The organism is uncultured Flavobacterium sp., assembly GCF_963974175.1.
GTDB lineage: Bacteria > Bacteroidota > Bacteroidia > Flavobacteriales > Flavobacteriaceae > Flavobacterium.
Window position 1 is genome coordinate 62,421 of the sequence record NZ_CAXBBR010000005.1, and the last position, 15,737, is coordinate 78,157.

The 15,737-nt window shown below is 35.8% G+C and carries 17 protein-coding genes; all 17 read right to left on the reverse strand.

Annotation, left to right across the window (positions count from 1 at the left end; translation table 11 throughout):
* Positions 1–38: 38 nt before the first annotated feature.
* Positions 39–1,220 (reverse strand): tryptophan synthase subunit beta, encoded by a 1,182-nt coding sequence (gene trpB, locus AAC069_RS09960; RefSeq protein WP_339920319.1) that lies wholly within the window; start codon positions 1,218–1,220, stop codon positions 39–41.
* A gap of 17 nt (positions 1,221–1,237) precedes the next feature.
* Entirely contained in the window at positions 1,238–1,840 is a 603-nt protein-coding gene (locus AAC069_RS09965) for a phosphoribosylanthranilate isomerase (protein WP_339920476.1), read from the reverse strand.
* 158 nt (positions 1,841–1,998) lie between these two features.
* A complete protein-coding gene (trpC, locus tag AAC069_RS09970) occupies positions 1,999–2,781 on the reverse strand; it encodes an indole-3-glycerol phosphate synthase TrpC (protein WP_339920320.1) in 783 nt (260 codons plus the stop codon).
* An 85-nt stretch (positions 2,782–2,866) separates the two neighbouring features.
* A complete protein-coding gene (gene trpD / locus AAC069_RS09975) occupies positions 2,867–3,859 on the reverse strand; it encodes an anthranilate phosphoribosyltransferase (protein ID WP_339920321.1) in 993 nt (330 codons plus the stop codon).
* Positions 3,860–3,971: 112 nt separating this feature from the next.
* Positions 3,972–4,538 (reverse strand): aminodeoxychorismate/anthranilate synthase component II, encoded by a 567-nt coding sequence (locus AAC069_RS09980; RefSeq protein ID WP_339920322.1) that lies wholly within the window; start codon positions 4,536–4,538, stop codon positions 3,972–3,974.
* A 70-nt stretch (positions 4,539–4,608) separates the two neighbouring features.
* Complete coding sequence (locus AAC069_RS09985) at positions 4,609–6,009, reverse strand: anthranilate synthase component I family protein (protein ID WP_339920323.1); 1,401 nt, start codon at positions 6,007–6,009, stop codon at positions 4,609–4,611.
* A 330-nt stretch (positions 6,010–6,339) separates the two neighbouring features.
* Positions 6,340–6,906 (reverse strand): YceI family protein, encoded by a 567-nt coding sequence (locus tag AAC069_RS09990; RefSeq protein WP_339920324.1) that lies wholly within the window; start codon positions 6,904–6,906, stop codon positions 6,340–6,342.
* Between the two features lie 39 nt (positions 6,907–6,945).
* Positions 6,946–7,578: an NAD(P)H-dependent oxidoreductase gene (locus AAC069_RS09995; protein WP_339920325.1), complete on the reverse strand. Its 633-nt coding sequence runs from the start codon at positions 7,576–7,578 to the stop codon at positions 6,946–6,948.
* Between the two features lie 10 nt (positions 7,579–7,588).
* Positions 7,589–8,044 carry a MarR family transcriptional regulator gene (locus AAC069_RS10000; RefSeq protein ID WP_339920326.1) on the reverse strand — a complete coding sequence of 152 codons (456 nt, stop codon included), beginning with the start codon at positions 8,042–8,044 and terminating at the stop codon, positions 7,589–7,591.
* A gap of 386 nt (positions 8,045–8,430) precedes the next feature.
* Positions 8,431–9,000: a DUF4256 domain-containing protein gene (locus tag AAC069_RS10005; RefSeq protein ID WP_339920327.1), complete on the reverse strand. Its 570-nt coding sequence runs from the start codon at positions 8,998–9,000 to the stop codon at positions 8,431–8,433.
* Positions 9,001–9,039: 39 nt separating this feature from the next.
* On the reverse strand, positions 9,040–9,579 hold the full coding sequence (locus tag AAC069_RS10010; RefSeq protein WP_339920328.1) for a GNAT family N-acetyltransferase: 540 nt from the start codon (positions 9,577–9,579) through the stop codon (positions 9,040–9,042).
* A 264-nt stretch (positions 9,580–9,843) separates the two neighbouring features.
* Positions 9,844–10,476, reverse strand: coding sequence for a nitroreductase family protein (locus AAC069_RS10015; protein ID WP_091087247.1), 633 nt, complete (start codon positions 10,474–10,476; stop codon positions 9,844–9,846).
* A gap of 24 nt (positions 10,477–10,500) precedes the next feature.
* A complete protein-coding gene (locus AAC069_RS10020; RefSeq protein WP_339920329.1) occupies positions 10,501–10,959 on the reverse strand; it encodes a MarR family transcriptional regulator in 459 nt (152 codons plus the stop codon).
* A 2-nt stretch (positions 10,960–10,961) separates the two neighbouring features.
* A complete protein-coding gene (locus AAC069_RS10025) occupies positions 10,962–11,393 on the reverse strand; it encodes a hypothetical protein (RefSeq protein ID WP_339920330.1) in 432 nt (143 codons plus the stop codon).
* Positions 11,394–11,701: 308 nt separating this feature from the next.
* Entirely contained in the window at positions 11,702–11,887 is a 186-nt protein-coding gene (locus tag AAC069_RS10030; RefSeq protein WP_339920331.1) for a DUF2892 domain-containing protein, read from the reverse strand.
* Between the two features lie 15 nt (positions 11,888–11,902).
* Positions 11,903–12,208, reverse strand: coding sequence for a hypothetical protein (locus tag AAC069_RS10035; protein ID WP_339920332.1), 306 nt, complete (start codon positions 12,206–12,208; stop codon positions 11,903–11,905).
* Between the two features lie 130 nt (positions 12,209–12,338).
* A complete protein-coding gene (locus tag AAC069_RS10040; protein ID WP_339920333.1) occupies positions 12,339–15,560 on the reverse strand; it encodes an efflux RND transporter permease subunit in 3,222 nt (1,073 codons plus the stop codon).
* Between the last annotated feature and the right edge of the window lie 177 nt (positions 15,561–15,737).

Sequence of the window (15,737 nt, forward strand, 5' to 3'; positions counted from 1 at the left end):
TAGCGAGCGCCCTGAAAATGATTCAGGGTTAACCCTTTTTACAATTTAAAGTAGTCAATATACGTATTTAAATCTTTGTCGCCACGTCCAGACAAATTAATCACAACAATATCCTCTGGTTTGAATTTCATTTCGTCCAGAACAGCAAAGGCATGAGCGCTTTCAATCGCCGGAATAAGTCCTTCCATTTTAGAAAGTTTTAATCCCCATTGCATCGCTTGTTCATCAGTAATCGAGATAAACTGTGCTCTTCCCGTTGCATAAAGATTAGCGTGCATAGGACCAACGCCTGGGTAATCCAATCCTGCCGAAATGGAATACGGTTCGGTAATCTGACCATCTGTAGATTGCATCAATAAGGTCTTGCTACCATGAATCACACCTACTTTTCCTAATACGGAGGTAGCTGCACTTTCTCCAGAATCTACTCCTAGACCTGCCGCTTCGACAGCGATGATCTTTACGTCTTCATCATCCAAAAAATGGTAATACGTACCGGCAGCATTGCTTCCGCCACCAACGCAGGCAATGACATAATCAGGTTTTTCTGTTCCTTCTTTTTCCAGCAATTGTGTTTTTATTTCTTGAGAGATGACACTTTGAAAACGAGCCACCATATCAGGATATGGATGGGGTCCTACTACAGAACCGATGATGTAATAAGTGTCTACTGGATTGTTGATCCAGTCGCGAATAGCTTCGTTTGTCGCATCTTTTAATGTTTTGGATCCTGAAAGTGCCGGACGCACTTCGGCCCCTAGCATTTTCATACGCGCTACATTTGGCGCCTGGCGCTTGATGTCAATTTCGCCCATATAGACGATGCATTGCAATCCCATTAAAGCACAAACAGTTGCTGTCGCAACGCCATGTTGACCTGCACCAGTTTCGGCAATAATACGGGTTTTACCCAAACGTTTGGCAAGTAAAATTTGGCCAATTGTATTGTTGATTTTATGTGCTCCAGTGTGACATAAATCTTCTCTTTTAAGGTATATTTTTGTATTGTATTCTTGAGATAAGCGTTCTGCAAAATATAGAGGAGTTGGTCGCCCTACATAGTCTTTTAAAAGTGCATCAAACTCTGCTTGAAAGCTTGGTTCTGCAGTGATTTTTAAATATTGTTGGCGTAATTCTTCAACATTTGGATATAACATTTCAGGAATGTAGGCTCCTCCAAATTCACCGTAATAGCCTTTTTCGTTTACGTGGTATGACATTGTTTTTATGTTTAAGGTTAAAGTTTCAAGTTTTGTTGAAGCTCTCTAACTAGTTTTATGTTTTTTAATCCCGGCGCTGTTTCAAATTTACTATTTACATCGATAGCATAAACGGGTAAATTCGTTTTTATGATTTGTTCAACTGCATCTAATTCTTCGAGTCCTATACCACCACTTAGAAAAAATGGTTTTGTGGAAGGATAATTTTCTAATACTTTCCAATCGAAAGTTGTTCCGTTTCCTCCAGGTAATTTCCCCTTAGTATCAAAAAGGAAATAATCACAGACAGCTTCAAATGGTTCTAAAATACTAAAGTCAAATTCATCTTGTATAGAAAATACCTTGATGATTTCGATGTCTTTTGGAAGTTGGTTTCGCAACGCTTCACAAAACGCTACTGATTCTTTTCCGTGTAACTGAACTGCCAGTAAATCATGTTTCAATACTTTTTCGGCAATAATAGCTGCGGTTTCATTTACAAAAACGCCAACTTTTTTAATAGAGTTTGGTAAATCTGGAATCATACCGTCAAAATACCTTGCCGATTTTTCCCAAAAGATAAAACCCATATAATCGGGCAGGAGTGATCCCACTTCTAGTATGTTATCGGGGTATTTCATTCCGCAGATTTTGATCCCCACCCCAGTCCTCCCTGATGGGGAGGGAGAAGTTGTGTTGTACTTGTTTGGGTTTATCATTGTCTTAATTTTTAATCACAAAGTTCACGAAGAATGCGCTAAGTTCACTCAGGGTTTAACAATTCTTTTTGTTCTCAGCCTTAATTTAGTTTCATAATAAATTCCTTAGCCGCTTTTCCCGCATTTTCTGTTTTCATGAAGTTTTCACCTATTAGAAACCCTTTGTAACCAAAGGGTTTTAATTCAGTTATCGCTTCAATCGATGAAATACCACTTTCAGAAATTTTCACAAACTCATCCGGTATTTGTGAAGCCAATTGTTTGCTGAAATCTAAACTTACTTCAAAAGTTTTTAGGTTTCTATTGTTCACCCCAATCATGTCGAGAGTTGGCATAATCGATTTCTCCAATTCTTCTTGATTGTGTACTTCTAATAGTACTTCCAGTCCTAAACTCTTTGCAAATTGAGATAAAGATTTGATTTCTTCTCGGGTTAATACCGCTGCTATGAGCAAAATCAAATCGGCTCCATAGGCTTTGGCTTCGAGGATTTGGTATTCATCCACAATGAATTCTTTTCGCAGTAATGGAATGTTTACCGAGGCTCTTGCCAAAAGTAAATCATCTAAAGAACCGCCAAAATATTTCCCATCAGTCAATACCGAAATTCCACATGCACCCGCATCTTCGTACCCTTTTACCACTTCTTCCACCGTGAAACTATAATTTATCTCCGCTTTTGAGGGAGAACGTCGTTTGTGCTCGGCAATAATTCCAGAAGTGCTATTTCTTAAATTTTCACTTAATGAAATAATCTTTTTTGAGAAAAAAACGGAAGCTTCTAATTGTGAAGCTGGTATGATTGATTTTTTGAGAATAACTTCTCTTCTTTTATCAATTATTATTTTATCTAGGATGTTCATCTTCTTTTTGTTTAAAGTTTTCTTTGTTTAAGGTTTAAAGTTGCTGAACGTTCCTCCAACTTTAAACCCTAAACTTTAAACTATTTTATTTACTTAACTCTTGTAATTTATTCAAGGCTTTCAATCCTTTTCCGGACAACAAACTTTCTTTAGCTAATTGAAATCCTTCGAGCGGCGTACATTTTGTTACTGTTGCAATTGCCATTCCTGCATTGGCACAAACCACATTATTTTGGGCTTCTGTTCCTTTTCCTGAAATGATGTCAGTAAACATTTGGGCTGATTCTTCAATTGTTTTCCCTCCTTCGATTTCACTTTGTGCTAAGAGACTAACACCAAAATCTTCTGGATTTAGAACTCCTTCCATCGAACTGGTGATAATCTTTGTGGGACCAGTCAATGAAACTTCATCGTAGCCATCTAATGAATGTAGGATGGTGACATTCACATCCGTATTTTGATATAAGTAAGAATATATTCGAGCCAGTTCCAGATTAAAAACGCCTACCAATTGATTCTTAGGGAATGATGGATTTACCATCGGCCCCAGCATATTAAAAAAAGTTTTTACTGCTAGTTCCTTTCGAATTGGACCTGCGTTTTTCATAGCGGGGTGAAATAAAGGAGCGTGTAAAACACAAATACCCGCTTTGTCAATACTTCGTTCTAAGAAATCGGCATCATTACTGAATTTGATTCCCAGTTTTTCCATCACATTACTAGAGCCAGAAATAGACGAAACTCCGTAGTTCCCATGTTTGGCAACTTTTATTCCTGCTCCTGCAGAGATAAAAGAGGCTAGAGTAGATATATTGAAAGTATCTTTTCCGTCACCACCTGTCCCACATAAATCAATTGTATTGTAATCTGATAAATCAACACGGATACATAAGTCTAATAAGGCTTCTCTAAAACCAGAAAGTTCTTCAATGCTAATACTACGCATCATAAAAACCGTCAAAAAAGCGGAGATTTGACTTGGGTTGTAACTGCCGTTTGATATATTGACCAAGACCTCTTTTGCTTCCGCTGCGGAAAGCATTTCATGATTGATCAATCTGTTTAATATGTTTTTCATTTTGATTTTATTGTTTAAAGTTTGAGGTTTAAAGTTTTATTGCTTGACCTCAAAACTGTAATCTAAGTATCTGTTTTGGCTCCCTCTCCTTCGAATGGGGCTGTTGGAGAATCTAAGCTTTCAACCAATTCTCTAATATCTTTTTTCCGTTTGGCGTCAACACGCTTTCGGGGTGAAATTGTACCCCGCGTACATCAAACGTTCTGTGACGCAACGACATTACTTGGCCATTTTCATCAAAGGAAGTAGCTTCCAGCATTTCAGGTAAAGTCGCATCGACAACCCAAGAGTGGTAGCGTCCCACTTCAAACTCTTTTCCAAGTCCTTCGAATAATAGCTCATCCTCAACCACTGTTTTTACCATTGTAGCAACCCCGTGATACACTTTGTCCAAATTAGACAATGTTCCTCCAAAGACTTCACCAATAGCTTGCTGCCCAAGACAAACACCAAGAATGCTTTTGGTAGGGCCATATTTCCGAATCACATCTTTCAATAATCCGGCCTCATCAGGAACTCCAGGACCAGGAGAAAGTAGAATTTTATCAAATCCTGCAATCTCATCAATATCAAACTCATCGTTTCTGTACACTGTCACTTCGCACTCTAGATCTTCCAGATAATGGACTAGATTGTAAGTGAAACTATCGTAATTATCTATAACTAATACTTTTTTCATTTTGTTTTTTTGTTTAAAGTCTAAAGTTTCAGGTTCTGCCAACTGATACTAAAAACTGACCACTTATTTTTTATATTGTCTCCGCTAAATCCAAAGCTTTATTCAACGCAAGGAGTTTATTGTACACTTCTTGCATTTCGCTTTCTTCGTCTGAACCAGAAACAATTCCGGCTCCCGCTTGGGAGTGCAACTGATGATTTTTGCTCAGGAAAGTTCGAATCATAATAGCATGGTTAAAATTCCCTTCAAAATCCATAAAACCTATGGCGCCGCCATAAAAATTACGGTTTGTTTTTTCATATTCTTCGATGAGTTGCATCGCTCTGTGTTTTGGAGCGCCGCTTAATGTCCCAGCTGGAAAAGTATCGGCGACTACTTGCATAGTTGTTGCTTTTTCATGTAAATGACCAGTTACTTTGGAAACCAAATGGATTACGTGCGAGAAAAACTGTACTTCTCTGTATTTCTCTACATTTACGTTATGACCGTTGCGACTCAAATCATTTCGAGCTAAGTCGACTAACATGACGTGCTCACTATTTTCTTTTTTGTCTTCGGATAATTGTTTAGCCAGTATCGCGTCTTTTTCATCATCACCTGTTCGTTTAAAAGTTCCGGCGATAGGGTGTATTTCGGCTTTACGATCTTTGACAATAATTTGTGCTTCGGGTGAAGAACCAAATATTTTGAAGTCTCCGTAATCAAAAAAGAATAAATAGGGAGAAGGGTTGATGCTTCGCAACGCTCTGTATACATTGAACTCATCACCTTTGAAACCTTGGGTAAACCTTCTGGATAAAACCAATTGGAACACATCCCCACGGAAACAATGCTTTTTGGCCAAAGCCACATTGTGTTTGAACTCGTCGTCGGTTAAATTTGAAAAGCCTTCGCCTTCTTTCAAAAATTTATAGGAAGCAATATTTCTAGATTGCAATAATTGTTCAATTTCAGAAATGTTATTTTTTCCGTCCAAACTATGGCAGAAAATATACGCTTGATTTTTAAAATGATTGATGGCAATTATGTTTTGATACACCGCATAATAGACATCTGGTATTGAAATACTATTGTCTTTTTTGGCAATAGTTACTTTTTCAAAATAGCGAACGGCATCATAAGAAATGTAGCCAAACAAACCATTATTGATGAATTTAAAGTCATTTTTTTCGGATTTAAACTGTGCGGAAAACTCTTGGATTACTTCAGGAATACTCGTGTTAGCATCGATAGCTATTTTTTCAGAAGTACCGTCTGGGAAGGTTTTGTAAATCGTTTCGTTTTCTATTTTTATAGAAGCAATCGGATTGCAACATATATAGGAAAAGCTGTTGTCACTCCCGTGATAGTCGCTACTTTCTAACAAAAGACTGTTCGGAAATTTGTCACGTATTTTTAAATACACACTAACAGGAGTTATGGTGTCTGCGAGAATTTGTTTGTATTTTGTATTAAATATAAAAGATTTCAAGTTGTTTAAAGTTTAAGGTTTAAAGTCTTAAGTGATGTTGAAAATAAAATAAGCATAAAAAAAAGGCTTGTCGTGATGACAAGCCTTTTTTTTATAGTTGATAATACCATAGGAGCTTAGTTCACGACGTTTGACGTAAATTGTTCCACCACCAAGTATTGTTCATTGTTATTTTCATACTACAAATATATAAAGGTAATTTGGTTTAACAATCGGAAAGGAATAAAAAAAAACTAAAATATCAGTCTTTTTTGTTAGATTACTATTCTGATTGCAATAAAAAGCCCCAACAATTGCTTGTTGAGGCTTATGTATTTATATTGAAAAATATTAGAACTTTAAGGCTACAGCTAATTCAAATTCATTTGAAATTGCTTTGTCTCCTAAATTGTCAAAGAAACTTCCTGAACCATATTTAATGTCATATTTAGTTCTGTCAACATTGAAAGCTGTTGTAGCAGTATTTCCGTTTACAGTAATATCAAACGTTACTGGATTTGTTTTGTCCTTGATAGTCAAGTCTGCAGTTACAGTATATAGAGTTTTAGATTTTGCTGCGATAGTTTTGAATACTAAAGTAGCAGTTGGGAATTTTTCAGTTCCAAAAAAATCTTCTGATTTCAAGTGACCGTTTAATTTTCCTTGGTATTCACCAGAAAGATCTGTAGCAGTTAATGAAGTCATATCAACAGTGAAAGTTCCTCCAGCTAATTTGTCTCCTTTGAAGATTAAAGTTCCCGCTTTTAGATTTACAGTACCATTATGTTGTCCTGTTACTTTTTTCCCAACCCAGTTGATTGTACTTGCAGTTGCGTCTACTTTTTTAGTTTGTGCTGATGCAGTTGCTGTTGCGAAAACTACTACTAATGCTAATGCAATTGATTTTAAATTTTTCATGTGTTTAATTTTTTTGTTTGTATTGAAATTTGATTGTTATTATAATGTGATAAATAAATCTTCGTTTGATTTTCTAACTTTCTTGTAATGTTGAGAGGCATCTTCATCATGTCTGTAACCCAAAGTTGCTATTAAAGAAGCATTAAGACCTAGTTTTTCTAATCCTAATATTTCGTTTACCTGCTCAGGAACAAAACCTTCCATAGGAGTAACGTCAATTTTTAATTCGGCAGCCGCATTTAATAAGTTACCCATGGCTAAATAGGTTTGTTTTGAAGCCCAAATGTTTTTTGAATCTTTATCAAGAGTTACTATTTTTGACTTCATGAAGTCTGAGTATCCATTTAATGAATCAATAGGTACGTTTCTTGTAGTACTTATATTTTTAACATAACTATCAATAGATTGTTCCGCAATTTGAGTTTCATTTGCAAAAACGATAAGATGTGAAGCTTCCACTATTTGAGATTGACCCCAGGCAGCAGGTTGGATTTTAGCTCTTAATTCTGGGTTTTCAACAAGGATAATTTTGTAAGGTTGTAATCCATAAGAAGAAGAACTTAAACGAATAGCTTCTTTTAAAGTATTTAAATCTTCTTTGTTTATTATTTTGCTGGCATCAAATTTCTTTGTTGCGTATCTCCAATTTTGGTGTTCTAAGAAAGTACTCATAATTTATATTTTATTGATTTCTGTATTTTTCTAATAATGTATTTAATTGCTCTAATTCCTCTTCATTTAAATTTTTTGAGAAGTAATTGCCATGCTCAGTTACTTTAGGGTCTAGTTCATGTAAAACGTCCAATCCTTTTTGCGTAATCAAAACCTCTATTTTTCTTCTGTTTTCCGGACAGACTTTTCGGGTAACCAGCTCTTTTAATAATAATTTATCTACCAGACGGGTGGTGTTACTCGTTTTGGCAATCATGCGTTCCTGAATGACACTCATATTAGCGGGATTTCCTTTTTGTCCTCTTAGTATGCGTAACACATTGTATTGTTCTCCAGATAATTCATACGGTTTCAAAACTTCATTGAATTTCTCACTGATTACGTTTTCGCTATACATTACATTCAAAATAATTCGATTTGAATTATTCAAAATGGCTGTAGTCTTTATGATGTCTTCAATTTTCATACCAATACGTTGTTTATTTGTTGGTACAAATGTAACACTTATTTTATTTGTATATACAAATGTTTTCTTGTTTTTTTGTTAAAATTTTAATTGAGTGTTTCAAAACAATTCGTATTTTCAGGTTTAACTAGCTGTAAATTAGTGTTTTACAAGGTGTTTTGAAGACTAGGTGTAGTTGCTTTTTTAGAGGTGCTGATAGGAGTTGTAAAAAACGAACCTCTTTTAAATCATTTTTAAAGAGGTTTGTTTAGATTGTTTCATGAAAAACTAAATAGGATTTATATGTTTTTATGGCTGCCAATGAGAGTAGGTAGCTACTGACTTTATCGTCTAGTTTTTATTTTTTTGTTACCAATTCTATAAATCTAAACTACTACAGCCAAAATTTAGACTCGCAGTACCCCGCGGAATCCTCTGGCTGCATAATACGAATCGGCACCATTGTGATACACAAAAACGGTGTTGTATCTAAAATCACAAAAGAGCGTGCCTCCGAGTTTTCGAATTGCTGCCGGTGTTTTTATCCAACTTGACGTTTTGGTGTCAAAATTACCTAGTTGCTGTAATTCTTTATACTCTGCTTCGGTTAAAAGGGAAATTCCCATGGCTGCTGCCACATCGAGGGCATTGTTTTCTGGTTTGAATTTTTTTCTTGACTCTAATGCTTCTTGGTCATAACAATAGCTTCTTCGTCCCTGCGGACTTTCAGTAGCGCAATCATAAAAAAGAAATTCGTCTGTTTTTTTATCATGACTTACAACATCTGGTTCGCCACCAGTATTTTCCATTTCATTGAGGGACCAAAGTTTTTCTGGATTGATTTCCAGCTTTGTCTGTATCGTTGTCCACTCCAGATTTTCATGACGGTTTTTGTTTTTCTCAAAACGGGTTTGTAGTACCATCAGTAGTTCTTGACTTTGGTCTGGTGCTAACTCTTTTTTAGTACTCTTTGTCATAAGGTGTTATTTAAAGTGGCAGAAAGATCTTGCAATTAGTTAACTCTGACTATTTAGAAGTTCATAGATACTGTTGGAATCATTGTCTTGATCTTTTCGGTTTTCCATAAAATGAAAACCAGTTTTTTCTAGTAGTTTTTTAGAGCTCTCATTTTTATAATGGGTGAATGCCTCGATCTTGATTAGTTTTAGTTCTTTGAATCCATAATCAATAACACACATTAGTGCTTCGGTCATAATTCCTTTATTTTGGAATGCAGGATTAAGACCGTAACCCACTTCGGCAATAGTATTGTTCTCGGAAATGTTCCACAAACAAATTGTTCCAATAAGATGCGGTTCGTTTTTATAAATAATGCCCCAAGTTACCGATTTATTATTGTGGTAGTCCTGGGTTATTTCATTAATAAATTGGAGTGCTTGCGCAATAGTCTTCGTCTTTCTGTTTTCTGGTCTTTCGATATATTGATTAATCGTTTCGTCAGAGCGCAGGTATAGGATTACGGCATCATCAGATTCTTCAATTTTTCTTAATAAAAGACGTTCTGATTTTATTTTTGGAAAAGATTTGAAGTTCATTTTTGTATCGTTTTGTGCAGAACGAATATAAGAAATAAACAGGTATAATTAAAATTTTGGTTGTGGGGAGTGACAGCGTATTTATTCACAAACTTGTGTTTGTCACAAAGGAGAAATCTACGCTAGCTTTCGGTTTACGCTTCCTATATTTAAGGAATCGTTCATGAGTAGCGTAGTTATAAGATATAAGATAGAGAAAAAAAAGCGGTTTGAGTATAAACCCAAACCACTTTTTATTCTATAAAATCAGTAACTTTTTTATTACTAATCAATTAAAGTAACTAAATCTTCTTTGCTTTTTCTTACTTTGGTAAGATTAACTAACCAGTCATTTTCAGTGTCTCTGTAACCTACAGGAAGCATAACGCAACTTCTAAGTCCTTTGGCTCTTAATCCTAAAATTTCATCCAATGCATCAGCATCAAAACCTTCTAAAGGTGTACTGTCAACTCCCTCAAAAGCGGCAGCAGCAATAGCTTGAGAAAATGCGATATAAGCTTGTTTAGCGGCGTGGGTAAAGTTTTCCTCAGCATCCTTTTGCGGATAAAGATTTAAAAGCATTTGACGGTAATTTTCCCAACCTTCGTTTTTAAAACCGCGAATGGTGTTTGTCAAATCAAACATTTTGTTAATTCGTTCCGCTGTATAAGTATCCCAGGCAGCGAATACAAATAAGTGAGAACAATCAGTAACAACGGATTGGTTCCAAGAAATAGGCCTGATTTTTTCTTTTAATTCTTGATTTGTAATTACAATTACTTCAAACGGTTGTAAACCACTTGAGGTAGGAGCAAGTGATATTGCTTCAATTATGTTGTCAATTTTTTCTTGTGATACTTTTGTACCATTCATCGCTTTAGCAGCGTATCTCCAATTTAATTTGTCTAATAATTCCATATTCTTTGTTTTTATTTTTTTGTTTTATTCTAAATTTTTGTTGTCTTCTGTGAGTATTTTAATCCATTCATTCAGCATCTCTTTTAGCTGCAGTACATCGGATATCTTGATGTTTTCAGTAAGCAATATTTTGATGAGTTGATCAGGAATGGGCTTTGCTTGGTCTTTTAAGTTTTTTCCTTTTTCTGTAAGCTGTACAATAACACTTCTTTCATCTGATTCAGAGCGATTACGTTGTAGCAGTTGCATTCTCTCCATGCGTTTTAGCAATGGAGAAAGAGTGTTAGTGTTCAGAAGTAGCTTTTCTGTAATCTGATTTACAGAAAGGATATCGTTTTCCCAGAGAACCATTAATACCAAATACTGTGGATAAGTAATCCCCATTTCGTCTAAGTAAGGTTTATAGGCCTTAGTGATCAAACGAGAAGCAGAGTAGATCGGGAAACAGACTTGGTTGCTTAATTTTAATTGAGCATCATCCATAATTAGTTGTTTGTTTTACTATTTCTCCAAGCTTGATACGAACCTGCTGACCACAAGGCCCAGGCGATCAGTACGGGTTGGAAAAACAGACGTGTTAAACGTGCGTTATCTGAATTTAAAGCTCCAAAAGCATCTTTATGATCCAAGTATTGCGCAATATTTCCAGGAAACACTAAAACGAAAAATAGTGCCAGTGCCCAACCGAAAGTTGCTCGTTCCTTTTTCCAAAAAGCCAAACCGAGACCCAATGCCATTTCTACTACGCCTGATAGTATTACCACCAAGTCTTTGCTTAGCGGCAACCAGTCTGGTACTTGTGCCTGAAAGTCAACTCTATTAAAAGTAAGGTGACTGAATCCAGCATAGACCATAAAAAAGGCTAATAGTATTCTGAAAATATTTTGCGTTAACGTAGTTTCTATAGTTTTACTCATCGTTTTTATTTTAATCGCAGTCGTTTATATCGTGTGCGATGCAAATATAGTCAATTGTTTTGTATCCAATAATTTATTGGGAAAATATTGTGTGTTTATCTAATTAAGTGATGATTGATTTGAAATCTAAAATAGCTTTCGAGAGACGTATCGCAAGGTCTAGATTCATTTTCGTTCCTTTCCTTTTTTATTTGTTTTCGATGACTATATCTAGCCAATAAACCATAAGTAACCCAAAAAAATAAGTGCATAAAAAAATCCGAGCTGCTGTTGCAACTCGGATTTTGAATTTTATATCAAAACTGGAATTAGTCTTTCAATCCTAATTTAGTCAAAATAGTTTCCAATAAACACCATTTAGTAAAACCAGATTGAATTAAATTAACGCCTATAAATACCGTAAACCACAACCAGTTTATATTTACATAGATTGCCAATGCTAAACTGATTAGGATAAAAGAGCCTACTACAATTCTAAATACTTTATTTTTCATTTTTTATAATTTTTATTAGTTGTGTTTTTCAATATTTAATACTGCCACATGAATGTTTGATAAACTTTCTTGCTGCGTATTGAATTCGTTTACTTTTTCGATCAATGTATCTACATTTCCATTGTCTACAAAGGCATAATAGAGTATGGATTCGTTTTCGCTCATTTCGCTTCCAAACCAATTTCCTTCCATTGACACTTCCGAAATATCCTTAAATCCTGTTACCTCTTTGTAGCTAAAGTTTTTTACCTCGGCTTGTTTTAGCATTTTTTTGATGTCTTGGTCAAATGCCGCTATGGCGGTTATAATAAGTAGTTTCATTTGTTTTTTTGTTTTGGAATTGTACACTAAAAATGGAACACGGATAACGCAGATGTAGCGGATAAAAACGGATTTTAATCTGTGGAAATCGACTCAAATCCGTTTTATCTGCGTGCCATTCTATTTTTGTTTATTGCTCTTCGTTAGATGTTGGTTCGTTAGATGTTTCCCATTTCTTTCTCTCCGTCACATAATAAATCAACGGCACTACAATCAATGTTAGAATAGTAGAAACGATAGCTCCAAATACTAACGAAATTGCCAATCCTTGAAACAGTGGATCAAATAAGATAATAGAAGCTCCAATAACTACTGCTCCAGTTGTCAATAGAATAGGAGAGGTTCTTACTGCTCCAGCCTCAATAATCGCTTGTTTTAACTGCACACCGTCATTCAATCTTATTTCGATAAAGTCAATCAGTAAAACCGAGTTTCTAACCATAACTCCTGCCAAAGCAATCATACCAATGAAAGAAGTTGCTGTGAAATAAGCACCTAACAACCAGTGGCCAAACACAATTCCAATTAAGGATAGCGGAATCGCTAACATCATCACCATAGGTGTTTTAAAGTTCTGGAACCAGCCCACAATCAACATGTAAATTATCACGATAGCTACTAGAAAGGCTACTCCTAAATCACGGAATACTTCTAAAGTAATCTGCCATTCACCATCCCATTTTACAGTGAAATCACTTTCATCTGTTGGTTGATCCATGTATAATTCATTGACTTTATATCCTTTTGGGATATTCATTTTGTCTAATTTCTCCGTCATTCCCAGAATGGCATACACAGGACTTTCTAATGCGCCAGCCATATCAGCGGTAACATAAACCACACGTTTTTGATCTTTTCTATAAATGGTTTTTTGTAACGTATCTGTTTTTACTTTTACTAAATCACTCACCGGAATCATATTCCCTTGGCTTCCTTTTATTTTTAAGTTCTGAATGTCTTGCAAGCTTGTTTTGTCTTTATCGTCAAGCGAAAGAACAATACCTACATTGTCATTTGAATTTTCAGCATACAAATTAGAAACAGGATATTCTTTCAATAAATAAGTCAAATTCCCAACTATTTGTTGCGGTGCAATCCCATTTAGCATTGCTTTTTCTTTATCAACTTCCAGCTTGTATTCTGTTTGATTGTCTTCTACAGTCCAGTCAATATCTACAATACCATCTGTTTTATGAAGAATATCTTTTACTTGTTGCGCTACTTTAATTTGGTCTTTGTAATTTGGACCATAAACTTCAGCAACCAATGTTGACAAAACAGGAGGTCCTGGCGGAACTTCGATAATTTTTACATTCGCACCATATTTTTTAGCGATTTTCTGAATTTGCGGACGCACATTTTTAGCAATGTCGTGACTTTGTAATTTTCGATCTTCTTTGTGCAATAAGTTCACTTGAATATCAGCCATATTACTTCCACCACGCAAATCATAATGACGAACTAATCCGTTAAAAGTGATTGGTGCCGATGTTCCAATGTAGTTTTGATAATCAACAACCTCTGCAATTGTGGTTAAATACTGCGCAATTTCTTTAGTAACCGCTGATGTTCTTTCCAGAGTCGTTCCTTCGGGCATATCAATTACCACTTGAAATTCATTTTTGTTGTCAAAAGGCAACATTTTTACTAATACGGATTTGGTAAAAAACATACCAACAGAACCAAACAATAATAAAACAGTCACTCCCACAAGTACTCTTCGCTTCATGCTACTTTCCAGTAAAGGACGTTCCAGCTTGTTGTACATTCTATAGATAAAACTAGTTTCTAGTCCTTCCTGCTCTTTATGTTCTTGTGTATCTTTTTCTTGTAATAAATGATATCCTAAATAAGGCGTAACAGTCAATGCAACAAACAGCGACAATATCATGGCAATCGAAGCGCCTATAGGCATCGGACTCATGTAAGGTCCCATCATTCCAGATACAAACGCCATTGGTAAAATAGCTGCAATAACCGTAAATGTTGCTAAAATCGTTGGGTTTCCTACTTCATTTATCGCATAAATAGCGGCTTGTTTAAATGGTAATCGCTTCATCTTGAAATGCCTGTGCATATTCTCTGCGATAATAATACTGTCATCGACGACAATTCCCACTACGAATACTAAGGCGAAAAGCGTGATTCTATTTAATGTATAATCCAGCATATAATAACTGAATAAGGTCAATGCAAAAGTCAATGGTACTGAGAAGAAAACAACTAATCCACCTCTCCAGCCCATAGCAAGCATCACTAAGAACGTTACCGCCAAAATTGCAATACCCAAGTGTAGCAATAATTCACCCACTTTATCTGATGCCGTTTCACCGTAATTTCTAGTTACTTCGACATGAACATCATTAGGTATGATAGTAGTTTTTAAATGGTTTACTTTATCAATGATTTTCTCCGAAATTTTCATCGCATCCGCACCTTTGACCTTCCCTACAGATATGGTTACGGCAGGATATTCAGATTTTGCGTCTTTGTATTTTTCGTTTGATTTACTATACCCAAAGGATACATAACTTTTTGCGGTAGACGGACCGTCTTGAACTGTAGCCACTTGTTTTAAGTAAACAGGCATATTTTTATTAATCCCTACAACCAGATTTTCTACATCGTCAGCTGAGGTTAAGAACTTCCCTGTCGTAATTAAATATTCCTCATCGTTATTGACAAAACTCCCTGATTGCGAACTGCTATTATTCGCTTGAATCATTTGCATAATACCCATAGGGTCGATGCCATTCTCTGCCATTTTATCTTTGTCCAAAATCACTTTGAGCACTCGGCTTCTTCCACCAATTTCTTTAGTAATCGCAACATCTTTTACTTTTTCAACTTCAGATGTTACTTCTTCGGCAATTTGACGCAGCTGAAAATCGTCCATTTTGTCGCTCCAAAGCGTGATTCCAAGCATTGGTACATCATCAATAGAACGAGTTTTTACCATTGGTTTGTACACTCCTTTTGGGAACATATCTTCGTGTTTTGCCAGTTCGTCGTATAACTTCACATACGAACGCTCTACATCCTGACCTACATAAAATTGAACAATAAGCATCGCCTGACCATTCATAGCCATCGTATGCACGTGTTCCACCCCTTTGATATTTGAGATGATTTTCTCTAGCGGTTTTGCCACACGGCTTTCTACCTCAGTAGGGCTCGCTCCTGGATAACCGACCATGACGTCGGCCATCGGAACATTAATTTGTGGTTCTTCTTCTCTTGGAATAAGAAAAGAACTGTACACACCAATGATCATCAAACCGATCATCATCAAAATAGTTAGTTTTGAATTGATGAAAAAATTGGCAATTTTACCTGAAATTCCTTCTTGCATAATAATTTTTTTATTTGGGCGTGACCACAAGGGTCGGGCTATTCGTTTCAATCTTTTTCTTGTTCTCGATACTTCCGCTAAAAAGCGGAAACTCGAACTGACGAAAAAGGATTTTCACTTCTATCCCTCACGCTGGAATTAACAATGATATTTATTTTATTCATTTTCAGTTTAGGG